Genomic DNA, 24,432 nt, shown 5'->3' on the forward strand with positions numbered 1-24,432 from the left:
ATAATTTGTGTTGGATACTTTTATTGCGTCTCTATGTGCTCGCTAATCTGGAGAAGATGCGATGTCTTTATTTAAGAGAATGCTTGTTAACAATCATATTCTTGGGGCGGCTGTCGTGGCGGCGGCATTGATGACGCCCGCGATTGCTTCTGCTGCGACGGCCTATGTCTCGGCCTCGGTCAATGTCCGTTCTGGCCCCGGCGCCAATTATGGCAAGCTCGCCGCGCTTCCTGCGGGCGCAACGGTCAATGCCGGTTCCTGCCGCAACGGCTGGTTCCAGATCTACAACGGCAACCGTGTCGGATGGGTTTCGGCGCGCTATGTCCGCTTCGGTTCCTATAGCGGCCCGGCCTATGCGGCGCCGTCCAGCACGACGGTCGTGGTCAACAATGATGGTTATTATGACGGCTGGGCGCCCGGCTTCGGCCTGGGGCTTGGCCTCGGCTGGGCCACCGGCGGCTACTGGGGTCCCGGCTGGGGCGGCGGTTGGGGACCGGGCTGGCGGGGCGGTCCGAATTACGTCAATGGCTGCATCGGCCGCAACTGCCAGTCCAATCGCGGCGGCTGGAATCCGCGCTGGGGCCATGGCCCGCGCTGGAACGGTGGCCGCAACTGGGGCGGCAACTGGGGCGGTCGCGGATGGCCCAATGCGCATATACGCCGTAACTGGGGCCCCGGCCCCGTGATGGCTCCGGCGCATTTTGGCGGCTTCAACCGTCCGGCATTCGTCAATCGTGGTTTTGGCGGCGGCTTCGGCCATGGTTTTGGCGGCGGCGGGTTCCATTTCGGCAATATGCGCCCGATGCATGCCGGCCGCTGATCCGTAACGCCAGGATTTCACAGCAGAACCTCTTCTTATCAGGTCGTTCTCTCCTCCTCCCCAATGACCTGATGGGCGGCTCGCCGACATTCCCCCGCCGGCGAGCCGCAACTTTTCTCTCCCGGAGCCGCAATCGGGCCGCTGGCATGGCGGCAAATGCTTCAATTGACACGGCAAATCGCAGTGCTGTGGTAACGTTAATACTCCATTGACTGAAATGGTCCATATCTAGCGTTGTTGCTTGGAGTTCCGTTCTCCCTATGGTAATCCCTGAATCGTCCTGGGCTGGGGGTGATGAACGGGACGCTGCCAGGCGACCGCATAGACAGGAACCGGACAGTAGCGCGTATGACTTGGAGTAACAGGACGATACAGGGAAGGGGCATCGCCGTGCTTTTGCTGGCGGCGCATTTTTCTTCTGTCGCGCTGTCGCCGGCATTGGCGTTCGAGATATTCGGTGTTCGTCTGTGGGGCGAGGACAAGAAGGAAGATCCCGATATCATCGACCCCAAGACCTATTCGGTCGAGGTCACGACTACGGGCGACCGCAAGAATGCGGACGGGACTGAAGCCGATCTGAAATCGACCATTGAAGGCGCGTCCGGCCTTGTTTCGGATGCAGACAGGCCCGCATCGGGTTCCGCCGGCCTTCTGGCCAAGGCGCGCGGCGATTATCGCCGCATTCTGGCTTCCCTTTATGGCGAGGGCCGCTATGGCGGCACGATCTCCATCAAGGTCGATGGCCGCGAGGCGAACGACATTCCGCCGGATGCGGAAATCCCCAACGATGCGAAGGTGGCGATCACGGTCGATCCCGGCCCGCAATTCCTGTTTTCGCGCACGGCCATTTCCAACATCGCGCCGCCGCCGACCGACCGGCGCGATAAGGTGCAGTCGCCGGAGGACGCGGGTTTTGCGCCGGGACAGGTGGCGCGCTCCGGCACGGTCATCAAGGCCGAGCGCCTTGCCGTCGAGGCATGGCGTCAGCAGGGCTATGCCAAGGCGCGGGTGACGGGCCAGGACATTGTCGCCGATCACGCCGACAACCGGGTCTCGGCCGATATCGCGCTCGATCCGGGCCGGCGGGCGCATTACGGCCCGGTCAGCGTTGTGGGCACGGCGCGGATGGACCCGCAATTCGTGGCGTGGATGACGGGGCTGAAGCCAGGCCAGGAATACGATCCCGACGATATCGAGAAAGCCAAGAAGCGTCTCGGCCGCATGGAAGTGTTCCGCGCGATGAGTTTCGAGGAAGCCGAAAAAATCGCGCCGGACGGCAGCCTGCCGATCACGCTCAACGTGCAGGAGCGCAAGCCGCGCCGTTTCGGCTTCGGTGCCGAATATTCGACTATCGACGGCTTTGGTGTCACCGGCTACTGGATGCACCGCAACCTGTTCGGGCGCGGCGAGCGCCTGCGTTTCGACGCCAAGGTGAGCGGCATTGGCGGCACGCAGGAAAATTCCTTCAACCCGCAGAATTATACCTATCTTCTGGGCGCCACCTTCATGAAGCCGGGCGTTTACACGCCGGATACGGATTTTGTCGCTTCGCTCGATGCCAAGCGCGAGGTGCTCGACGCCTATACCGAAACATCGGCCAATGCGAAGACCGGCTTCACGCAGATATTCAGCGACGAGCTGTCCGGCGCGCTCTATGCCAAGGCAAGCCAGGGCCATTTCAAGGATGATGTCTTCGGTTCGCGTGATTTCACCACGGCGGGGCTTGAGGGCAATCTTCTCTATGACAGCCGCAACAACAAGCCGGATCCAAGCTCGGGCTTTTATCTGGAAGGCAATATCCAGCCCTTCTACGAGTTCCACTACGGCAATTTCGCCACCCGCTTCACTGCCGAGGGCCGCACCTATTACGGCTTTGGCGAAAAAGATCGGGTCATCCTCGCGGGCCGCGTCAAGGTCGGTTCGATTGTCGGCGCGTCCATCGCGGACCTGCCGCCGAGCCAGCTTTTCCTGGCGGGCGGCGGCGGCTCGGTGCGCGGCTACGGCTATCGCAATATCGGTGTGAGCGCCGGCAATGGCGAGATCATCGGCGGGCGTTCGCTCGTTGAGGCCAATGGCGAAGTGCGCACCCGCATCACCGATTCCATCGGCGCGGTGGCCTTTGTCGATGCCGGTTATGTCGGCGAAAAGTCGTTTCCCGATTTCTCGGAACAGATGCGTGTCGGCGTCGGTGGCGGCTTGCGCTACCTGACCGGTCTTGGACCGATCCGCCTTGATGTCGCCGTTCCGCTCAACCGCCGCTCGGGCGATCCGAGCTATGGCTTGTACGTAGGTATAGGACAGGCGTTTTGACCAGATTTCTTGCAATCATCGCCTTTGTCGCTTTCGCCGTCACGGCGGTCATCTTCGGCTGGCCGGAGCGGGAGGCCCCGGTGGCCTCGCGTGCCCAGACGACGGCCCAGACGACGGCACAGACGACGGCCCAGGCCCAGGAGCCGGGCAGTGTGGAGCCGCAGCCCGAGCCCGAGGAAGAGAAATCCTATTTCCTGTCCTTCGTGGAAAGCCAGCTTTCCGCGCCCAACCGCCGCATTTCCATTTCCGGCATCAGCGGGGTCCTGTCTTCGGAAGCTTCGGTCGGCCTGATCACCGTCGCCGACCGCGAAGGCGTGTGGCTGCGCATCGAGAATGCCAAGCTCGACTGGAGCCGCGCCGCGCTTCTCATTGGCCGCCTCAGCATCCAGTCGCTTGCCGCCGAGCGCATCGATTTCATTCGCAAGCCGCTGCCCGACAACAGCATGCCCTCGCCGGAATCGTCCAGTTTCAGCCTGCCGGACCTGCCGATTTCGATCAATCTGGAGCAGCTTGCCATTGCGCGCATGCATTTCGGGCCGACGATTTTCGGCCTTGAATCGGACGTCTCGCTCAATGGCAGCCTGTCGCTTGCCGGTGGATCGCTCAATTCCAATTTCGACATCAAGCGCCTCGACGGGCCGGGCGGCAATTTCGCCCTGCGTGCCGATTATGCCAATGCCGACCAGAAGGTCGATCTCGACCTGAAAGTCTCCGAACCCGCCAATGGCATTGTCGCCAACCTGTTGAACATCGATGGCCGTCCGCCGGTCGATCTGACTTTGACCGGGGCCGGTCCGCTGGACGCGTTGAAGGTCGATCTTGCGCTCGACACCAATGGCGCCCGCACGCTGACGGGCCAATTCGCGCTCAACCGCGAGGGCAAGGCGCCCGATGGCGGGCGTGCCTTTACCGCCCGTTTCAACGGCCCGATCGCGGTTCTGGTGCCGCCGGTATTCCGCGATTTCTTCGGCGCGCAAACCGTGTTGTCCGCCGATGGCTTCCTCGGGGATGCGGGCGGTTTCCGCCTCGACGATCTTTCGTTGAACAGCGCCGCCCTGAAGCTGAAAGCCTCCGCCGAAACCGGCAACGACCATTTTCTGGACAGGCTGCGCATCGACGCCTCCATCGCCGATGATAGCAAGGGACGCGTGCTCCTGCCGGTCAAGGGCGCCGAAACCTATATCGACAATGCGAAATTTCAGGTCGCCTATGGCGATCGCCCGACCAATGACTGGACGGGAACGCTTGCCATTGCCGGTCTCAAGAATGCAACGATTTCCGCCGACAGCATCGCGCTCGACATGGGCGGCTTGGCCGAAAACCTGAACGACCCCGCCAATCGCCATATCACCTTCAAGGTCGATGGCGGCATGGATGGCATTTCAGCGGAACGGGCGGAAATCGCCGAGGCGCTCGGCAGCAGGATTGCGCTTGCCATTGACGGCGCATGGCGCGCCGGTTCGCCGGTGGAGCTTGCAAAGGCCAATATTGCCGGCAACGGCCTCAGCCTCGACCTCAAGGGCAATATTGACGACTTTGCCTTCAATGGCGATATCGCCGCCAGGGTGGCAAGCCTTGCGCCGTTCGGCGCTCTGGCCGACCGTGACCTTGCAGGCAGCATCGATATCAATGCCAGCGGCGTCGTTCGCCCGATCAGCGGCGCATTCCAGCTCGGCCTCGACGGCACGGCGCAGAACATGCGCACCGGCACTGAAGCCGTGGACCGCATTCTCGACGGTGCCGTCACCTTGAGCGGCGCGCTTGGCCGCAGTGCGGAAGGTTTTTCGGCGCGTGATTTCCGCATCGGCAACGAATTGAGCGAAATCACCGCCAATGGCTCCTTTGCGTCCGACAAGGCGGACTTCGATTTCGGCGTCATGCTGTCCGATCTCAAGCTTCTTTCCGATCAGGCATCGGGCCGGATGACGCTCAAGGGCAGTGCGCGCGGCGACGACAAGCTGATCGCGCTGGCGCTGCGCGCCGATGCGCCGGAGGGCACCCTGGCGGGGCGCAAGCTTTCCAGGGGTGGGCTCGACTTCAACGCCCTGCTCGACGGCAATGCAAAGACAGGTGCGGCCCTTTCCGGCAAGCTTGCCGGCAGCGCATTGCTCAATGGTGAGCGTGTCGATCTTGGAACGCTGATCTATATCGTCAATGACGAAAAGCGCCTGACCGATCTCGTCTTCAATGCAGGCGGCGCGCATCTGACCGGCAATGTCACCCAGACGGCCAAGGGGCTTTTGACCGGCGCGCTGAAGCTCGATGCGCCGGATATTTCAACCGCCGCCGCTCTGGCTCTTGCCGATGCGACCGGCGCGGCCAATGCCGATATCACGCTCGACGCCAATGACGGCCGCCAGAATGCAACGGTCACAGCCAATGCGAGCGGCATCAAGCTCAATGGCAATCATATCGCGTCGGCGGATATTGCCCTGACGGCAAGGGACCTGTTCGGGGTGCCGGTGGTGGACGGCAATGCCGCGGCGCGCGATATTCTGGTCGGCACGTTCGGCATCGACAGCTTTGACGCGAGGGCCAATGCAACCGGATCGAAGACCGATTTCACGGCCAATACCAAATTGAAGATCGGCACGGTTGCGAGTGCGGCCGGTTCGCTGGAGCCGAAGGATGGCGGTTTTGAACTGGGGCTCGCCTCGGCCAATGTGAAGCAGGGCACGCTTAGCGCCAATCTGGCCGCGCCCGCCACCATCTCCGTGAAGGGCGAGGAAATCTCCTTCGGCGATATCGTCATCAATACGGGCGCGGATGCCAGCGCCGGTCAGGTCAAGGTCAATGGCGTGGTCGATGGCCGTCTCGATCTGTCGGTCGCGCTGTCCAACCTGCCGCTGGCACTCGCCAATACGTTCAAGCCGGAACTGGGGCTGGGCGGCACGCTCAACGGCACCGCCCGCATCACCGGCACCAGGCAGGCGCCCGATGTCGCCTTCGACATGGCGGCGCGGGGTGTCACGGCAGCGGAACTGAAGAAGCAGGGCATCGCCCCCCTCAATGCCGATGCCAAGGGCACCTCGGCCAATAATCGGCTCAATCTCGATGCGCAAGTGACGGGCGGCGGCATCGATGTCCGCGCCAATGGCGGCGTGCCGCTCGGCCAAGGGCGCAATGGGGGTGATCTTGCCCTCGACGTCAATCTGGCCAATCTCCCGCTGGCGGCGCTGAACGGCGCTGTCAAGGGACAGGATCTCGCGGGCAATGTGACGGGGACGGCGCGGGTCACCGGGCCGCTCACCAATCCTGCGGCGACGTTCAATCTGCGCGGCACCGGCCTTGCGGCGAAACCGCTGCGTGAAAACGGGCTTGCGCCGCTGACCTTGCAGGCAGCGGGCAGCTATGCGGCAAAGGCCATCGACTTTTCGTCGCTGACCGTCGATGGTCCCCGCGGCCTCAACGTCACCGCCAATGGCAAGGTGCCGTTTTCGGGCCAGGGGCTCGGCGTCAATGTGAACGGCAATATCCCGCTGGCGCTTGCCAACCGTTTTCTGGCGGATCGCGGCGCGCAGGCAAGCGGCACGCTGACGCTGACGGCCAATATATCCGGTGGTTTTGAGAAACCGCAATTGCGCGGCATGTTCTCCACCAATGGCGCGACCTTCGTGGACCCGGAAAGCAATCTGCGCCTCACCAATATCAATGTCATGGGCAGCATGGAGGGAGAAACCGTCACGCTGCGCCAGGTCAATGCGAATTTGAGCAGCGGCGGCTCGGTTTCCGCCAGCGGCACGATCTCCACCAATGCGGCGGCCAATTTCCCGGCCAATATCGACATCAAGCTCAACCGCGCCCGCTATGCCGACGGCAAGCTGGTGGTTGCAACGGTCGATGGCGGTATCACGATCACCGGGCCGCTGATGCGCGATCCGCTGATTTCAGGCCGCATCGATGTGGACAAGGCCGAAATCACCGTGCCGGAAAATCTGGGCGGCGGCGCAGCCTATGTTCCGGTGCAGCACAAGAACACGCCGAAAAATGTTCAGGTCACGCTGGACCGCGCCAAGGTCGAAACGCGCCGCAACCGGGTGCCGACGCCGACGGCGCGTCCCTCCGTGCCGCGCCTCGATGTCCTCATCAATGCGCCGAACCAGATTTTCGTGCGCGGTCGCGGCCTTGATACGGAACTGGGCGGACGCCTCCGCCTGACCGGCCCCGTGACCGATATCAAGCCGGTCGGTTCGTTCGACATGATCCGCGGCCGCATCGGCATTCTCGGACAGCGCATCACCTTCGACGAAGGCCATGTCACGCTGGTGGGCGACCTCAATCCGCAGCTCAATTTCGTGGCGCGCTCGGAAGGCGACGAGATCACGGCCATCGTGACGGTGACGGGTACGGTCGACAATCTCGATATCCAGTTCTCCTCGACGCCGGAACTGCCGCAGGATGAAGTGCTGGCGCAACTGATCTTCAAGCGCTCCATCGGCGAATTGTCGGCCTTCCAGATCGCGCAGCTTGCCGCCGCGGCGGCAGAACTTGCGGGCGGTTCCAACAACTCGCTGATGAACAAGCTGCGCGCCGGAACGGGTCTCGACGACCTCGATGTCGTGACCGACGACAAGGGCCAGACGGCGGTTCGGGCCGGCCGCTATATCCGCGACAATATCTATCTGGGCGTGGAGGCGGGGTCCGCCGGCACGACCAAGGGCACTGTCAATCTGGACATCACCCGCAATCTGAAGGCCAAGGGATCGCTCGGCGCGGAAGGTGATTCCAGCGGCGGCATCTTCTACGAAAAAGATTATTGAGCCGCCATCAAAGCCGGATCGTGTGATCCGGCTTTCATACTCCGTTCACAATCATCAGTTGTCATTTTACGCAAAAGCCACAATTTTGCCATCCTATTGCCACGCATATCGCACGCTCGACACATTTGCCTTGATTTTTAAATCGATTTAACGGTCGCGGGTGCTGCAATTTCTGCTTTCAGATGAAATTTTCAGACAGGTCTGCGCGAGTGGTTTAACCCTTCCTCAACCATAAGACCGCAAATTGCAGTTGATCAGGGCGGTCGCCTGGCGACTGTGTTTCAACCCTTCAGTCCGGGTAATTTGCATGACCAAGCTTGTTGACGATCCGAGCCGCCGCCGCTTCCTCTTCGGCACCGGAGCCATCCTCCTCACCGGTGCGGCCGGCTGCAGTCAGACGATGGATATGTCGGCCTTTCAGATGAATGTCGATCCGATGTCGACAGGCGGCATCACGCCGATGCGTCCGCAGATCAGCGTCGACAGGGCCATCACCACGCCGGATGTCATGTATGCTTCGGTACAGGAAGGCCCCTACGATCTTCCGGCGATCCCTTATGAAAAAGTGCCGAAGCAATTCCGCCGCCAGATCGTGCCGGACCCGACCGGGCAGGCGCCGGGGACCATCGTGGTCAGCCTGAAGGATCACTATCTCTATTATGTCCTGCCGGGCGGCGAGGCGCTGCGCTATGGCGTCGGCATCGGCAAGGCGGGCTTTGAATGGCAGGGCCGCGCCAATGTGGAATACAAGAAGCAATGGCCGCGCTGGACCCCGCCGCCGGAAATGATCCAGCGCAAGCCGGAACTGGAAAAATACCGCAACGGGCAGGAGCCCGGCCCCACCAATCCGCTGGGCGCCCGCGCGCTCTATATCTATCAGAACGGCCGCGACACCGGCTATCGCATCCACGGTTCGCCGGAATGGTGGTCGATCGGCCAGTCCATGTCATCGGGCTGCATCCGCCTGATGAACCAGGACATCATCGATCTCTACAACCGGGTGCAGGGGAAGGCGCCGATCATCGTAGGATAATGTGATAAAACAAACAGTTAGAGCTGTTCCGGCGTCTCCGTTTCAACTGAAGCCGCACTGGTTTCGCCGATATTGACGACATGGCGCGGTTCGGTGTGCAGGTTCTCCACCGCGGCCATATGAATCTGACTCTGCGGCGCAACATCGTTCTGTGCGATCTGGGTGGATATGCCCGGCATGACAAATGCCCCTGCGGTCAGGACGAGGGCGGCGGCAATGCCGAGGCGTCGTTCGGTTCTGGCCTGCATTTCTATCTCCTTGCGCCTTATGACGGCGGCTTAAAATCTCGAATCACATTCATTCGCAAAACGCTGGGATTTTTCCGGCCAGTGGCGGGTCAGTGAAAAGTCGCGCGCTGCGTAAAATTCAAGGCGCTGTCGATGGCATGTATAGGTATTGGCAACAAAGTCTGGCCGAAATCAGCCAGCGTGTCGGCAAAATTGCGTGCAGCCCCTGCCACATCGTCGCAGCGGCGATGGCAGGCAATCGCTTCAAGGCACGTATCGAGCAGCAGCGCATCCTGATTCTGTATGCCGGAAACCAGCCCCAGCGTCAGGCATTCCTCGCGGCAGACATGGTGCGAATCGAAGGGAAAAGCACGCAGCGGACAGCTTGCGCAATGGCGCAGGACGCGGATGAAATGCGACAGCTCGCCCACCGCGCGTTTTGCCTCGGACAGTCCAAGCGCTTCCGCATAGAGGCCCCAGGCCATTTCCCACGGGACGATCGAGCCTGTCTCGAAACCCGCGGTCCAGCGGCGATAGCCTTCCAGCACCAGCTTTTCCGGCAGGCGGTCGAAATAGCCTGCGGTGTTGGCGCCGTTCAGTTGGGATATGCGCATATTCATGTCTGCCTCCCGAAAAAGGGGTGGAAGAAAGACATGCGTGCCGATGCGGGGCCAGCGCCCTGCCTGTCAGCCGAGGGACGTTCGGTTTCCCCCCGCACATTGCAATATCCGGTCGGCAGGAGGCCGAGCTGCCAGGGCAGGCCATCGACATTTGCGGACCGGCATTCGCCGAGACCAATCATAGGGTCCTCCAATCGAAAGGGTTCAAGGCCCAGACATCAAAGGTTTTAAAATCTGCACCATGCATGAAAGCCTGAAAATTCATCTGGAGTCAATTCCTCCGCTTTAAAATAATATTATATTTCAATCATTTAGAATTATTCTAGACTTTTATGATCATGTTTACAGCCTTCTGAAGGGAACGCAACCGCTGCGGGGGTTCAGCGGTTGCGGCAAACGGGCGCATAATGCGCGAAGGAGAGAGTGCGCGGATCATTCGCCCCTTTGCTAGAGCATTTTCGAGCCAAAAGCGTGAAACGGTTTTGCGTCGAAAAATGCGATGAAACAAAGAGTTGGAGCGGTTCCGGCGATTCTGTTAAAGCAGGAACCGCTCTAAAGGGGGGCCTTGCGAGCGGGCTTTGATGCAGATCCTGAAACAGCGCAGATGGTGCGCGGTTTACCGGAAATGCCTTGGCCTGCTCTAATGACCCGAATGATTTCCGCCTTTTTGGCCGCGCTTCTGGCCGCTTTGGGCTGTGACGGGGAAATCGATCGTGACCTTTCCGGCCTTTTCGAATTCCAGCGTGACCGGCACGGTGTCGCCTTCCTTGTATGGCTTCTCCGGTTCGATGAACATGAGGTGATAGCCGCCGGATTTCAGCACGACGCTTTTACCGGCGGGGATGGCCAGGCCGCCTTCAAGCTGACGCATCTTCATGACGTCGTTCTGCATCGTCATTTCGTGGATTTCGACGCGCTTGACGCCATTGGCGGTGACGGCCACCAGCCTGTCGGCATCCTTGCCGTCATTGGCGATGGTGAGAAAACCGCCTGCGACCTTGGCGCCGGGAACCATGGCGCGCACAAACGGGCCGGTGATTTCGAGATCGCCGAGCTTCGTCGGGGCAGCGGCCTGCATGGAGGCCTGATCCATCTGGCCCATCTTGCCATGCGCTTCATTTCCGCCGTGGCCGTCATGTCCACCATGCCCATTATCGGCGGCTGCTGCGATCACATGCAATTGGGGTGCGGGGTGTTTCAGGTCGTGCGGGTTCTGGCCGTCCTTGGGAATTTCGGTCCAGGCGACTGATGCATCGCTTCCGCAGAACTGGGTCACGGGGAAGGAGAGGGTGGTATCCTTGTCGAATTTGGCGATCTGGCCGACGACGGTGAATTCGTCATAGAAGTCGCCTGGCAGATTGCCGTCGCTCCACGTCACCTGCTTGACGCCGGAGGTCACGTCCTTGCCGTGCACCTTGTAGCTTTTGGCATAATCGCCCTTGACGGTGTCGATTTTCCAGCCGGGCTTGACCTGCGGCTGGGCTGAAATGAAGCCTTCGGGAAGCTCGACCGTCACTTTGGTCGTGGCTTTTCCGTCGCAGCCATGCGGTATGCGCAAGGTTGCCTTGTAGAAGCCGCCTGCGCTGGCTTCGCTCTGGTCGAGGGAGGAATGGGCATTGGCCATGCCGGCGCAAGCGCACAGTGCGGCCACGGAGATGGCGGAGGCGAAAAGGTGATAAGTCTTCATTGTTTCAAACCTGAATAATCATTGGCATGCACGCCGAAACAAAGCTTGCGGGAAACCGGGTTCGGGCGCGTTTCATGGCCGAATGCGATCCGAAAACGCATTCGCTCAAACGATGACTATTCAGGCGAGGGGTGGCGCTTGCGGCGGGGCCGACGGGGGATAGGCGTTGCGGCGCAGGATGGGCTGTGGCGGCACGATGCCGTCGGCCATGGCGATATGCGGGGCCGCGCCGGTGGACCCGGCGGGTGCGGGACACAGAAAAGCCGACGAAATCCGGCAGGCTTCGCAACTGGTATTGCTGAGATGCTTGTCGTTACCCTGATTGTCCGGGTCGGAGCCGTGGTCGCCGATGCAGAGCACCGGATAGCTGCCATCCGGCAATTGGTATTGGGCAAGCTGATAGCTGTCGGGCACGCCGAGATCGACGGGCTTGTGGGCAAAGGCAATGAACATCAGGGCGAATACGCTCAAGATGCGTATCGCCAGAGACATCCGATAGTGGCCGATGCTCGTCTTCAACTCAAAGCCTCTCCATTCAAGCCGAATCTAACTAGCCTATGCGAGCCGTCTTTGCCACAGGACAAATAGTCCATAAGGCAGTAGGGCAGTAGGGCAATAAGGCAGTATGTTAAGGGAATAGGGGAATAAGGGAGTAGGGGAGTATGTTTTGGTTGCGCATGACCGCGCCCACCATATTCTTCACTGCCCTACTGCCCTACTGCCCTACTGCCCTACTGCCCTACTGCCCTACTGCCCTACTGCCCTACTGCCCTACTGCCCTACTGCCCTTACTCCCTTGTCACAACAAAATCGAAGACCGATTTCCACGCGGTATCGCCTGGTTCGCCTGGTTCCATATGGGCAATGAGAGAGCTTTTTACGCCGAAAACGGCATCGGATTTCAGCCATTCGTCATCGCCGACAAATGTATGGGTGATGATTTTTTCATATCCCGGCGCGGTGACGATGAAATGCATGTGGCCGGGCCGGTTGGGGTGCCTGCCAAGCGCGCCGAGCATCTGGCCCACCGGGCCGTCGTCGGGGATGGGATAGGAAACCGGGCGCACGCCACGGAAGACATATTTGCCGTCCGCGCCGGTTCTGAAGATGCCCCGATTGTTCCATTTCGGCTGAATGTCGGGCTGCTGGACGTCATAATAGCCATCCGCATTGTCGCTCCACACATCGATGAGGGCGCCCTCGACGGGCTTCCCGTCAAGATCGCGCACAGAGCCGGTGAAAAGGCAGCTCTCGCCCTTGCCGTCGAGGCTGATATTGGCGCCCATCGGATATTCAGGCGCGCCGGCAACGTGAAAAGGGCCGAGCACCGTGTTTTCCGTCGCGCCCGAAGGCCGGCGATGATTGATCGCATCCACGAGCATCGACACGCCGAGCACGTCGCTGAGCAGGATGAATTCCTGCCGGCTGTCATCGCACATCTGGCCGGTGCGCGTCAGAAAGGCAATGGCCGTATCCCATTCAGCCCCCGTCAGTTCAACGTCCTTGATGAACATATGCAGATGCTTCACCAGGGACGACATGATGCGCGCCAGGCGCGGATCGGCCTCGGCCCCCATGCGCCGGTTCACGACATTGACGGAATTCTCTTCGGAAAAATAATCGATGGCAGCTTTATCCATGGTCTCCTCCAGATGGTTGCGCGCGCTCGTTCTGCCCCGGTGAGCGTGCCCCGAAACGGCTGTCGGGACACGCCGGAACGGCGGTCAGGCCGCTACGTCGACGCGAGAGGCGGTCTTCCTGCCAAGAATGGACGACAGGACGTCAAAGAGCTTGTCCGCAGCTTCGCTGATCAGGTCGTCGCAACGCCATGCGACATGATGGTCGGGCCGCACCAGAACGGCGCCGCTTTCGGTCACTTCGCGCGCCAGCGTCCACGCGCCTTCATAGTCCACCAATGCGCGGCGCGGGCCGATGACATGCACCGCGATATCGATGCCAAGCCGTTTTCCGGCTTCGGCGGCGGCTTCCGCCCAGGCTTCGCCGGCAATGCCGGTGAGGAGCGTGAAGCGGCCCTTGCCGGTTATGTCCAGCGTCGAAAGCTTGTTGCCGTGCTGGTCGTAGAGCCAGGCATGGGGCACGCGCGCGCCGGGCCAGGTCGTCGGCTGGTAGTGCAGTTCCGCATCGAGTTCGAAGGCCGGTTCCATTTGATTGTCCGTCACAATCGCGGAGGACTTGTAGCGCTGGTTCATTTCGACGCCATGCGCATCATATTCATATTTCTTGAAGGCGATGGCCTGACGGATCGCCTCGCGCTGCTTTTCAGCCGTGGCGCTCGCCCCGCAGCGCGCGCTCATCGAAGCCTTGATTTTGTCGAGGTCCGTGCCTTCCTTCATGCCAAGCGCTTCAAAGATCGGGCCGTATTCGGCAATCGACTTGTTGGCGCGGGTCACGATCTGTTTGGCGATCGGCGCGCGCTCGACGGTATAGGTGTCCAGCAGAGCCTGTCCTGCCTCGCCCTTCAGCACCGCCGCCAGCTTCCATGCCAGGTTGAAGCCGTCCTGAATGGACGTGTTCGAACCCAGGCCGTTCGACGGCGGGTGGCGGTGGGCGGCATCGCCCATGATGAAGACGCGGCCATTCTGCATCCTGGTCGCGTACATATTGTTGACCGTCCATGTATTGGCGGAGATCAGCTCGATATCCAGATCGGGATCGCCGACGAGCTGGCGCGCCACGCCGGTCGCAAAGGCTTCGTCGACCACGGGCGCCGGTTTGTTGATGTCATAGCCCCAGACGATGAGCCACTCGTTCCACGGCCTGACCATGCGGACAAGCCCCATGCCGATGCCGCCCACATCGGCGCCCGGCTGCAGCACCCAGTAGAGGACCGAAGGCCGGTGCGCCACATATTTCGAGAGGTCGGCCCGGAACAGGATGTTCATCGAGCCGCCAACGCCCATCTGTCCTTCAAACGGCAAGCCGGCATCGGTTGCAACCTTGGAATTGCCGCCATCCGCACCGACCAGATATTTGGCGCGAACGGTGAATTCCTTGCCCGTCAGCTTGTCCAGGCAGGTCACGGTGACGCCGGTTTCATCCTGCGTGTGGCTGAGATATTCGGTCGACATGCGCGATTGTGATCCGCGTGAGCAGGCGGCCTTGAACAGCAGCGGCTCCATGAAGGTTTGCGGCAGGTCGTTCATCTGCGTGGGGGAGGAAAGCTGGTGCTCGGCCTTTGAAAGCGGGTGGGTGCCCCAGCTCTTCATGCGGCCGATCTCTTCTCCCGCAAGGCTTTCGCAGAAAATGTTCTCGCCCATCAGGTCCTGGCCGGAAGCGTGCATATAGGCTTCGTTTTCCACGTCGCGGCCCAGATCGCGCAGCACTTCCATCGTGCGCTGATTGGTGATGTGGGCGCGCGGCGTGTTGGCCAGCCAGCCATAACGATTGATGATAAGGTTCTTGATGCCATAGGTGGAAAGCAATGCGGCAGTGGCGGAACCGGCCGGCCCCGTGCCGACAATGAGAACGTCTGTGTTGATATCGGCCATGGTTTATTCCTCCCCGGCGTCTGGATGTCTATCAAGTGAGCCACCCGTCAGGTGGCGGCGAATTGGAAAAAGCTGGATGCCGGTCCGACAATCGTATCGAGCCTGGTTGCGCGGATGGCTTCCGCAACCGGATCCGCGCTGGTCGGATCGCTCGCACGCGGCCAACACATCGGCGGCCGTTTCAGCGCTGCAGGCGGCGTGTTATCGTCATGGTTTCCTCCCAAAAACCGATGCGGCTCCCAAATGGTCAAAAGGCCGGCGGAAGACCTTCCCAGGCAGCTTCGAGCATTGTTTCAATGTCGTCTTGCGTGATGGGTTGCGGGTTCCAATAGGGCTTCTGCGTGGCCAGTTCGGCTGCGCGCGCAATATCCTCGCGCTTCATGCCGAGATCGCGCAAGGCAAGCGGCGCCCCCAGCTTGCGCGCAAAGTCATAAAGTGCGCGGCCTGCATTATTGCCGCCGAAAATTTCGCGGATGGGCGCCAGTTCCGCCGCCGAGGCCTGCGCATTGAAGGCGATGGCATGCGGCAGGATGACCGTGTGGGTTTCGGCATGGGGCAGATCGAACGAACCGCCCAGCGTGTGGCAGAGCTTGTGATGCAGCGCCATGCCCACCTGGCCCAGCACCGTTCCGCACAGCCATGCGCCATAAAGCGTCTGGCCGCGCGCGGACAGGTCGGCCGGGCTTTCCGCCACCGTTTCCAGCGCATTGGCGAAAGCTTTGAGCCCTTCAACGGCAAGCAGCGTCGAAAGCGGGTTGCGGTCCTGGGCGTAAAGCCCTTCCGCCGCATGCGCCATCGCGTTGAAGGCGCTGGTGACAGTCATGCCGACCGGCAGGGTTTTGACGAGTTCGGCATCGTAAAGGATGACTTCCGGCAGGATTTTCGGGTCCGAAACCGTCGTCTTGATGCCGTTTTCGGTCTGGCCCAGAATGGGCGTCGCTTCCGATCCGGCATAGGTGGTGGGTATCACGATCTGCGGCAGGTCGGTGCGCCAGGCGATGGCCTTGCCAAGCCCCGTCGTGGAGCCGCCGCCGACCGAAAGCACGCAATCGGCCCGCACGCTGCGCGCATGGGCGACGGCTTCCTCGGTGACGGAAACCGGCGTGTGCATGACCGCGCGGGTGAAAATGCCGGCCGCGCTGTCGCCGACTTCCTGCGCGATCTCCATGGCGAGATCGGCCTGTTGCGGCGTGGACAGGATCAATGCGCGCGAACAGCCGAGGCGGGCGATCTCCTCGCCGGCCTGATGACGGACACCGCTGCCGAAGCGGACGCGGCTTGGAAGGAATTGCGCTGTAAAGCGTGACTGGAATGGTGACACGGTTAGCCTTCCTGCAATGATCGGACGCTTGCAGGATAATGCGAACAACATACCATATTGATCAGTTTTATGATTTGTAACATAACATGATGTTATGAAGATCGATCCCAGGCATTTGGAAATCCTCGCATCCATCATCGACCACGGCGGGCTGACCGAGGGGGCAAACGCCATCGGCCGCACGCAGCCCAGCGTTTCGCGCACTGTCGTGATGCTGGAAGCGCGCATAGGCGCGCCCCTGTTCGAAAAGAGCCGGCGTCCGCTGGTGCCGACTGAACTGTGCCTGGCGCTGGCAGCGGAAGGCCGCAAGATATTGAGCGCCAGCGCGACCGCGTCGGCGATCGTGGCGACCTATAAGGCGGGGCATCGCGGCATTGTGCGGCTGGGCGGCACGCCCATCTTCATGGATGGGGTCATCTCGTCCATCCTCGCCGGTTTCCAGCAGAGCCACCCGGAAATTCGCATCGAGCAATCCTATGCCTATGCGCCGGAACTGATGGATGGTCTGAGCGCCGGAACGCTGGACCTGGCGATCTGCCCCATCAATACGGACGCGCTTCCCGGCGGGTTCGAGTTCATTTCGGTCATGCCGGGGCGCAATGTCATTGCCTGCGGCGCGATGCATCCGCTTCTCAGCAAGAAAGGCCATGTAAAACTTTCCGACCTCAGCAGCTATCCCTGGATCGCGCCGCCCGTATCCAGCCCGCTTTATCGCGATATGCGGCATATCCTGACCGAAATCGGCATGAAGGATTTCAAGATATCGTTTTCGGGCGGCTCGCTGGCCTCGATCACGACGATACTTGCACAGTCGGATGCGCTGACCGTCCTGCCCTATTCGGTGGTCTTCATGGCGCGGCGCCAGCAGACGCTTGCCGCCCTTTCAATACGCATCGGACATCCCGAACGCAGCCTGGGAATTCTTTTCAGGCAGGGCGATGCCGAACGGCCCGCGGTTCGCAGGCTGCGGCGCTATGTCGAAACCGAATTCAGAAACCTGTCGCAGGCCATCATGCAGCACGAACAGAACAATTTGTGGCGGGCCTGAGCGCCGCCGCCCATGAATCGCGCTGCTAATATAACGTAATGGTATAAATTGCGGGGCATATATCATGCTACGCGCGTGTCCCTGGATTACAGTTCCTTTCGGGGAGGAGAACCCGAAGCAATCCAGCGCATGGTGACAGGGTGCGTAACGGTTGTTGCCATTGCTGATATGACAGGATCGCTTGCCGCAATTCCGGTTCCATCGTGCATTTCCACGCGCATTGCGTTTGCGTCTGGCAATGCGGCCCGGTGGATTGCGTCCGATTGTGCTGCTCCCCCGAACGAAGGAGGAAGGCATTTGAAGATCACCCGACTGAAGACATTGAGATGGGCTGCTTTGGGGCTCACGACTACGGCCCTGTCTGCGGCCCTATCTGCGGCCCTATCTACAGCTATGGCCGGGCCAGGCCTGGCTCAGGAAAAAGCCGCGCAGGCGAACAGGCCCAATATTGTCGTCATTGTTGCCGACGATATGGGATATTCCGACATAGGGGCGTTTGGCAGCGAGATTGCGACGCCCAATCTCGATGCGCTCACCCGGTCGGGCGTGCAGCTGACCAATTTTCACGTTGCGCCCACCTGTTCGCCCACCCGCTCCATGCTGTTGTCCGGCACGGACAATCATCTGGCGGGTCTGGGAAGCATGGCTGAAGAAATTCTGGACGAGCAGAAGGGCCGTCCCGGCTATGAGGGCTTCCTGAACAACCGCGTGATGAGCCTTCCCCAGGTTCTGCGCGATGCCGGTTATCACACCTATATGGCGGGCAAGTGGCATCTGGGTTCCAGGCCGGGACAGCTTCCCAATGACAAGGGATTTGAAAAATCCTTCGCCATGCTCAATGGCGGCGCCCATCATTTCGACCAGACAGGCATGGCCGAGAGATTTGCCAAAGCCAATTATACGATGGATGACAAGCCCATCGATCTGCCGGCGGATTTCACCTACACGACCGATTATTTCACGACGCAGTTGATCAGGCAGATCGATTCCGGTGACAATGGCAGTCCGTTTTTCGGTTATCTGGCTTACACGGCCCCGCATTGGCCGCTTCAGGCCCCGGATCGATCGATTGCGCTGTTCAAGGGCAAATATGATGCGGGCTATGAAGCCATCCGTGCGGCCAGGCTCAAGCGGATGCGCGCGATGAAGCTCATCGGCGACAATGTGGAAGCCAATCCCGCACCGGATCTGTGGCCGCACTGGTCCGAACTCGACCGGAAGCAGCAGACCGTCGAGGCGCGCAAGATGGAGGTTTATGCCGCGATGATTCACGAGATCGACCAGAATGTCGGTCGTCTCGTCAAGCATCTGAAGGACACCGGGCGTTACGACAATACGATCTTTGTCTTCTTCTCCGACAATGGCGCGGAAGGCAGCCTGCCTGAAAGCATCCTCGCCGGAAAGAACCGCGAATGGATCGAACGCAACTTCGACAATTCCTTTGATAATCTGGGCCGCAAAGGCTCCTATTTCGGCTATGGCCCGGCTTGGGCCTCCGTCAGCCAGACCCCCTTTCGCATGATGAAGGGCTATACCTATGAGGGCGGAACGCGCGCCCCGGCATTCATCGCCTATGGTAAATGGGAGCCTGCGCGCAGGTCGGATCAGTTCGTGCATGTGACCGATATAGCGCCAACCCTGCTTGAGATCGCGGGTGCGTCCGCCCCGGCCCGGCGCGACGGCATCGCGCTTGCGCCTCCCACGGGCTATTCGCTGGTTCCATGGCTTTCGGGAAAGGATGCGGTCGCGCGTCCCCAGAACGCGGCCGTGTGTACCGAGCTTTTCGGCAGGGCCGCGGTCTGGAAAGACAGCTGGAAGCTCGCGCACAGCAACGAACCATGGGGCACGGGTGATTTCGAACTCTACAATATCAAGGCCGATCCATCCGAACGCACGAACCTCGCCGCCGACAATCCGGACAAGCTGAAGGAGCTGAAGTCCGATTGGGATGCCTGCATCCAGCGCTATGGCATCTACTGGAACAAGGGGCTGGCGCCGCAGATGATCTACACCAATGAGCGGGAATATCTTTTCCGCCCGTCCCATATCGCGCAATCGCACTGACGGCAAAACCGTTCCGAGAGCCAAAACGCGGCTTTCGGAACGGCTATTTCGAGGAAATATGATGAAACAGGACCCGGTGGCATGGATGGATGAGGATATGGTTCACATTCCAGGTGGCCGTTTCCGGATGGGGTCGGAACAGTACTATCCCGAAGAGCGCCCGCTGCGCATGGTGGAGGTTTCGGCATTCGCCATCGACCGCTATCCCGTCACCAATGCCCAGTTTGCCCAGTTCATCGCCGCCACCGGCTATACGACCTTCGCCGAGAGAGCGCATCCTCACCCCGCCATTGCCGGCCGCATGGTCGAGCCATGTTCTGCCGTGTTCACCCAGCCTTTCCCCGGAACTGCGGTGGAAGGGCCGCAAAGCTGGTGGAAGATGGTTCCGGGCGCCTGCTGGAAACATCCGACGGGGCAGGGCAGCTCCATCGAAGAACTGGGAGACCATCCCGTCGTTCACATCGCTTTTGAAGATGCGCTGGCCTATGCCGAATGGGTCGGAAAAACGCTTCCCAGCGAAGCGGAGTGGGAATTTGCGGCACGGGGCGGACTGGACGGCAAGGAATTCGCCTGGGGCGATCACCTTATGCCCGACGGTAAACACATGGCCATTACGTGGCAGGGCAAATTTCCGTTTGTGAATACGTTTGAGGACGGCTTTGCGCGAACCTCCCCGGTCGGCAGTTTTCCAGCCAATGGATATGGCCTTTACGACATGATCGGGAATGTATGGGAATGGACGTCCGATGAATACAGGACCGGCGGGCAGGTGCCGGCCAAAAGCTGCTGCCGCAAATCGCCGAAGAACGCGATGAAGGCTAAGGTCATCAAGGGCGGTTCCTATCTTTGTGCGCCCAATTATTGCCAGCGCTACAGGCCCGCGGCCCGCCATGCCCAGGCCATCGACACAACCGCCGGCCATCTCGGCTTCCGCTGTGTTCGACGGCTGCTGCCTTGACCTTGCGCTGGTCTGCCCCGGGAAAAGCGCCTCGAACTGCATTTGGTTCGCCGACAGATCCCGGGGCTGTTCGCATCCACCCTCAAATTATCGCGCGGCCTGTTTCCACGGCACGAGCTTGCGCTCGATTTCGGTCAGGACGACGGAAAGAATATACCCAAGAAGGGCGATCACCAGCAGGCCGACATACATTTGTTCGACCGATAGCAGTTCCCAGGCATTCCAGATCATGTAGCCCAGGCCGCTCTTGGAGCCGATCATTTCAGCAATCGCGATGAGCATCAGGCCAAGTCCAATTCCGAGTTTGATCCCGCTCATGATGTGCGGCACCGCACCCGGCAATGCGATCGTCGTGAAGACCTGCCAGCGACTGGCGCCGAAATTGCGCCCTACATCGAGGAATATTTTGTTGATCTCCATCACCCCGGTCGCGGTGTTGATCAGGACGGGATAAAAGACGCCAATCGCAACCATGGTGATCTTGGATGCTTCGCCAAGCCCGCAGATGAGGAGAAGCAGCGGATAGATCGCGCTTTTGGGAATCGGGTAGGTGGCGGCGATGAGCGGATCGACCACGGCTTTCAGCGGTCGGGACAGACCGATGACGACGCCGATGATGAGCGCCGGGATGCCGCCGCAAAGGGCCCCCCAAAAGAGGCGTATCACGGTCGTCGATGTATGCTCCCACAACGAACCATCCCTGACGAGGCTGAGGAAACTGTCGAAGATTTTCGACGGAGCCGGAAAGAAGCGCTGGTCGACAAGACCGGCTCTGGCGGCCAGTTCCCAGATCATGAGCAGGACAATCGGGGAGGCGATGCTGATGATCCGGTCGCGGCTGGTGGCGGACATCTTCTTGCTGCGATGTGTTGAGACTTTCACCGTCCGTGTCGTGTCGGTTGCGATGGTCATGCCTTTTTCTCCCCTGCCAGGGTGCGGGCGCGTTGCACTTCTTCCTTGAGCTGATCCCAGATGGAATAGACGAACTCGCCATATTCCGGGCGGGCGCGCATTTCCAGAACGGAGCGCGGGCGGTCAAAGGGCACCTTCATGATCTGCTTGGCCCGGCCCGGTTGCGCCGACATGATCATGACGCGGTCGCCCAGCGTTACTGCTTCGTCCACGCTGTGGGTAATGAAGAGTACGGTCTTGTGCGTCTCTTCCCACAAGCGCAGCAACTCTTCCTGCAGCAATATCTTGTTCTGCTCATCGAGTGCGGAAAACGGCTCGTCCATCAGCAGAATGTCCGGATCGTTGGCGAATGCGCGGGCGATTGAAACGCGCTGGCGCATGCCGCCCGACAATTGATGCGGGTAGGACTGCGCAAACCGCGTCATTCCAGTGCGTTCCAGATAATGGCCGACGACATCCCTGATCTGGGCCTTCGGAACACGGCGCAGATTGAGGCCATAGGCGGCATTGTCCCAGACGGTCATCCACGGGAACAGCGAATCTCCCTGAAACACCATGGAATTGCTCGGTCGGTTTTGCGCAGGCGCGCTGACTTCCACCGTGCCCGATGTTGCCGTCTCAAGATTGGCGAGAATGCGCAGCAGCGTGGTCTTGCCGCAGCCCGACGGGCCCACGATCATGAAGAAGCAGCCCTCTTCAATATCGAGCGAAACATTGTCCAGCACGGTCATCGTGCCGGAAGGCGTGTCAAAGGATTTGGTCAGTCCGCTCAGGCGAATTTTGACGGAAATATCCTTTGCCGCCTCTGCGGGGTCAGGCAGAGGAGAGTGTATTGTCATTGTGTGTTTCTGCTTTATTTCTGCGGTTGGTACGGGCCAAGAACCTTGACGGCGGCTTCGGCAAAGGATGTGTCGACGATCTTGTCGAGCGCGACGTCCCCCTGCATCAGCTTCTCGGATTTGAAATAGTCGAGATCCCTTTGCAGGCTTTCGACATTCAGCTTGCCGTCCGGATCGGTTCCTTGCGGCACGATCGAGCGATAGAATTCCGGGTCCTTGATCGAGGTATATTCCGTCAGGATCGAGATGACCTCACCGGCTTTCGCCCCTGCCAGCCTGCCGTTGGAAAGCGCGTCATTATAATCGCGGGCGGCGCGGATATAGGCGCGCATGAAGGCTTCGGCCACATCGCGGCGATTATCGGCAAAATCGGTGGAGTAAAGTACGACCGCCAGCTGGTGGTCGGGGTAGATCTCGTCATCTCCGATGAAACGGACAGCAGAACCGCGACGCACCGCTTCGCTCGCGGAGGGTTCGGTCGTCAAGGCCGCGTCTACAGCCCCGTTTTCCAGCGCTATGACATGCTGGGGAAACGAGAGATAGAGACGTTCGACGTCGGACGATTTCAGTCCGCCCTTCTCCAGCAGCGCATTCATGGTCGAGGTCGACGCACTGCCATTGGCGCTGCCGGCGACCTTCATGCCTTTCAGATCGGCCAGGCTTTTGAATTTGCCGGTGTCGATCAGCTCCTTGCGGACAAGAAGCGGCTGATAACCATAGCCAGGCGGCGTCGAACCCTTATCAGCGACAATCTTGATTCCGATGCCGCGCGCAACGGCATTGTAAAGACCGGCTGACGGAGAACCCGCCGCCACATCAAGCTGTCCCGCGCCGAGAGGCGCCACCATCTTCGCTCCGGCATCGAAGGGAATGAACTTGGCGTCAATTCCCTCGTCGCGGAAATAGCCCTTCTTGTCTGCGATAAAGAAAGCGACATCGCTGTTTGAATTGACAAGGCCGATATTGACCGTGGCGGTATTTTCAGCGCGGGCCGTCAGGCAGCTGAAAACAACAGACGCAGCGATGGCTGTGCTCCAAACGAGCTTTTTCATGTTCCCTCCCATGAGAACGGAGAACTGGCAGCTCTCCAAGCAGCGCTCATCGTTCCTTTATGGAGAACGATGTTCCTTCTAAGAGTATTAGAGCCTATGCTGTTAAATGTACATTCAAGAAAACAATATGGCTGCACGCTAATTTTTGAATGGGAGCGGCGACGCGCCGGGTCACGGCCTATCCGAAATGTCTGAGATTATGGTCTATGCGGCCGTCTCTTCCTGCCAGTCCGGGTTGGCGCGATTATAATTGAGCGATGAGACCAGCGAGAGGCCGATCAGCACGGCGCCAAGAAGACCGGTCACAACTTCCGGGATGTGGGTCAAGGTCTGTGCATACATAATGATTGCCAGCACCAGAATGGCATAAAATGCGCCATGTTCGAGATAGCGATACTGGTTGAGCGTCTTGCGCTCAACCAGCATTACAGTGAGGGAACGCACGTAGAATGCACCGATACCGAGGCCGATGGCAACGATGAACAGATTGGTTGTCAGTGCAAAAGCGCCGATAACCCCATCGAAGGAAAAGCTGGCATCCAGTACTTCCAGATAGATGAAGGCGCTCAGGCCGCCACGATGAACCATGCTCATCTGCTCCTGCGTCGCATCAAGGACCTCGCCAAGCCCCTCGACGGCAAGAAAGGTCAGAAGACCGAAGAGCGCGGCGGTAACGAACTGATGCGAATGTTCGCCATCCAGTTGGTAGGAGAAAAAGAGAATGAGCGCTATCGCCACGCCGATTTCGATGCCCTGGATCGAAGCAAACTTCGACATCCGGCTTTCAATCGCCCTGATCCAGTGCACATCCTTTTCGACGTCGAAGAAATACTTCATGCCGACCATCAGGAGGAAAGTGCCGCCGAATGCCGCGATGCCCGTATGGGCGTCCGAGATGATGCGGGCATAGTCGTCAGCATGCCAGATGGCAAGCTTCAGTGCCGAAATCGGATCGGTCCACATCGCGACGGCGACGATTGCGAGAGGAAACACCACCCGCATGCCGAAAACCGCAATGAGGATACCCCAGGTCAGGAAACGGCGTTGCCACAGGGGCGACATGTCGCGCAGGATGCGCGCATTGACGATTGCATTGTCGAAGGACAACGAAATTTCCAGAACCGCCAGAATCCCGCAGACGATGAAGGCGGAAACCATGCCGCCAAAAGTGCCGCTGGATGCGTAGCCAAGCCAAAGGGCAGCGATAAGGCCTAGTACCGTGAAGACCAGGGGCCAGGCGAAATAACGAAGAGTGCTCATTTCCAACCATTC

At 60.0% G+C, this 24,432-nt stretch carries 19 protein-coding genes; 7 read left to right on the forward strand and 12 right to left on the reverse strand.

Annotated features, from left to right (window positions below):
• Nucleotides 1-61: 61 nt before the first annotated feature.
• The 4 genes from AVM02_RS14500 (at nt 62) to AVM02_RS14515 (ending at nt 8,923) form a co-directional block, all read left to right on the forward strand.
• Nucleotides 62-820, forward strand: a complete 759-nt coding sequence (locus AVM02_RS14500) for an SH3 domain-containing protein (protein ID WP_411507622.1) — start codon at nt 62-64, stop codon at nt 818-820.
• 390 nt (nt 821-1,210) lie between these two features.
• Entirely contained in the window at nt 1,211-3,130 is a 1,920-nt protein-coding gene (locus AVM02_RS14505) for an autotransporter assembly complex protein TamA (protein WP_411507686.1), read from the forward strand.
• Nucleotides 3,127-7,890 carry a translocation/assembly module TamB domain-containing protein gene (locus AVM02_RS14510; protein ID WP_411507623.1) on the forward strand — a complete coding sequence of 1,588 codons (4,764 nt, stop codon included), beginning with the start codon at nt 3,127-3,129 and terminating at the stop codon, nt 7,888-7,890. The genes AVM02_RS14505 and AVM02_RS14510 overlap by 4 nt, the downstream gene beginning before the upstream one ends.
• A 307-nt stretch (nt 7,891-8,197) precedes the next feature.
• Entirely contained in the window at nt 8,198-8,923 is a 726-nt protein-coding gene (locus tag AVM02_RS14515) for a L,D-transpeptidase (RefSeq protein ID WP_411507624.1), read from the forward strand.
• Nucleotides 8,924-8,940: 17 nt separating this feature from the next.
• Here AVM02_RS14515 and AVM02_RS14520 read toward each other — a convergent pair whose 3' ends face one another.
• The 8 genes from AVM02_RS14520 to AVM02_RS14555 all read right to left on the reverse strand — a co-directional run bounded on the left by AVM02_RS14520 (nt 8,941) and on the right by AVM02_RS14555 (nt 16,287).
• Nucleotides 8,941-9,171 carry a hypothetical protein gene (locus tag AVM02_RS14520; protein ID WP_411507625.1) on the reverse strand — a complete coding sequence of 77 codons (231 nt, stop codon included), beginning with the start codon at nt 9,169-9,171 and terminating at the stop codon, nt 8,941-8,943.
• Nucleotides 9,172-9,260: 89 nt separating this feature from the next.
• Complete coding sequence (locus AVM02_RS14525; protein ID WP_411507626.1) at nt 9,261-9,770, reverse strand: hypothetical protein; 510 nt, start codon at nt 9,768-9,770, stop codon at nt 9,261-9,263.
• Nucleotides 9,767-9,952 carry a hypothetical protein gene (locus tag AVM02_RS14530; protein ID WP_411507627.1) on the reverse strand — a complete coding sequence of 62 codons (186 nt, stop codon included), beginning with the start codon at nt 9,950-9,952 and terminating at the stop codon, nt 9,767-9,769. The genes AVM02_RS14525 and AVM02_RS14530 overlap by 4 nt, the downstream gene beginning before the upstream one ends.
• A 458-nt stretch (nt 9,953-10,410) precedes the next feature.
• Complete coding sequence (locus tag AVM02_RS14535; protein WP_411507628.1) at nt 10,411-11,457, reverse strand: DUF1775 domain-containing protein; 1,047 nt, start codon at nt 11,455-11,457, stop codon at nt 10,411-10,413.
• Nucleotides 11,458-11,577: 120 nt separating this feature from the next.
• The gene (locus AVM02_RS14540) at nt 11,578-11,949 is read right to left on the reverse strand and encodes a hypothetical protein (protein WP_411507687.1); all 372 of its coding nucleotides are present in this window, start codon (nt 11,947-11,949) and stop codon (nt 11,578-11,580) included.
• Between the two features lie 296 nt (nt 11,950-12,245).
• Complete coding sequence (locus AVM02_RS14545; protein WP_411507629.1) at nt 12,246-13,097, reverse strand: intradiol ring-cleavage dioxygenase; 852 nt, start codon at nt 13,095-13,097, stop codon at nt 12,246-12,248.
• An 84-nt stretch (nt 13,098-13,181) separates the two neighbouring features.
• On the reverse strand, nt 13,182-14,966 hold the full coding sequence (locus AVM02_RS14550) for an FAD-dependent oxidoreductase (protein ID WP_411507630.1): 1,785 nt from the start codon (nt 14,964-14,966) through the stop codon (nt 13,182-13,184).
• 247 nt (nt 14,967-15,213) lie between these two features.
• Nucleotides 15,214-16,287 (reverse strand): maleylacetate reductase, encoded by a 1,074-nt coding sequence (locus AVM02_RS14555; RefSeq protein WP_411507631.1) that lies wholly within the window; start codon nt 16,285-16,287, stop codon nt 15,214-15,216.
• Between the two features lie 94 nt (nt 16,288-16,381).
• Here AVM02_RS14555 and AVM02_RS14560 point away from each other — a divergent pair, with 94 nt between their 5' ends.
• From AVM02_RS14560 to AVM02_RS14570, 3 genes are all read left to right on the forward strand, one after another.
• Entirely contained in the window at nt 16,382-17,335 is a 954-nt protein-coding gene (locus AVM02_RS14560) for a LysR family transcriptional regulator (protein ID WP_411507632.1), read from the forward strand.
• Nucleotides 17,336-17,728: 393 nt separating this feature from the next.
• Nucleotides 17,729-19,399, forward strand: coding sequence for an arylsulfatase (locus AVM02_RS14565; protein WP_411507633.1), 1,671 nt, complete (start codon nt 17,729-17,731; stop codon nt 19,397-19,399).
• A 58-nt stretch (nt 19,400-19,457) separates the two neighbouring features.
• Entirely contained in the window at nt 19,458-20,357 is a 900-nt protein-coding gene (locus AVM02_RS14570; RefSeq protein ID WP_411507634.1) for a formylglycine-generating enzyme family protein, read from the forward strand.
• Nucleotides 20,358-20,444: 87 nt separating this feature from the next.
• Here AVM02_RS14570 and AVM02_RS14575 read toward each other — a convergent pair whose 3' ends face one another.
• The 4 genes from AVM02_RS14575 to AVM02_RS14590 all read right to left on the reverse strand — a co-directional run bounded on the left by AVM02_RS14575 (nt 20,445) and on the right by AVM02_RS14590 (nt 24,420).
• The gene (locus AVM02_RS14575; RefSeq protein WP_411507635.1) at nt 20,445-21,269 is read right to left on the reverse strand and encodes an ABC transporter permease; all 825 of its coding nucleotides are present in this window, start codon (nt 21,267-21,269) and stop codon (nt 20,445-20,447) included.
• Nucleotides 21,266-22,108, reverse strand: a complete 843-nt coding sequence (locus AVM02_RS14580; RefSeq protein ID WP_411507636.1) for an ABC transporter ATP-binding protein — start codon at nt 22,106-22,108, stop codon at nt 21,266-21,268. Before AVM02_RS14580 ends, AVM02_RS14575 begins: the two co-directional genes overlap by 4 nt.
• A gap of 14 nt (nt 22,109-22,122) precedes the next feature.
• Nucleotides 22,123-23,160: an ABC transporter substrate-binding protein gene (locus tag AVM02_RS14585; RefSeq protein ID WP_411507637.1), complete on the reverse strand. Its 1,038-nt coding sequence runs from the start codon at nt 23,158-23,160 to the stop codon at nt 22,123-22,125.
• 204 nt (nt 23,161-23,364) lie between these two features.
• Entirely contained in the window at nt 23,365-24,420 is a 1,056-nt protein-coding gene (locus tag AVM02_RS14590; RefSeq protein ID WP_411507638.1) for a DUF475 domain-containing protein, read from the reverse strand.
• Nucleotides 24,421-24,432: the final 12 nt, after the last annotated feature.

Origin of the sequence: Brucella anthropi (assembly GCF_046630315.1) — a bacterium.
In the GTDB taxonomy this organism is placed as follows: Bacteria; Pseudomonadota; Alphaproteobacteria; order Rhizobiales; family Rhizobiaceae; genus Brucella; species Brucella anthropi_A.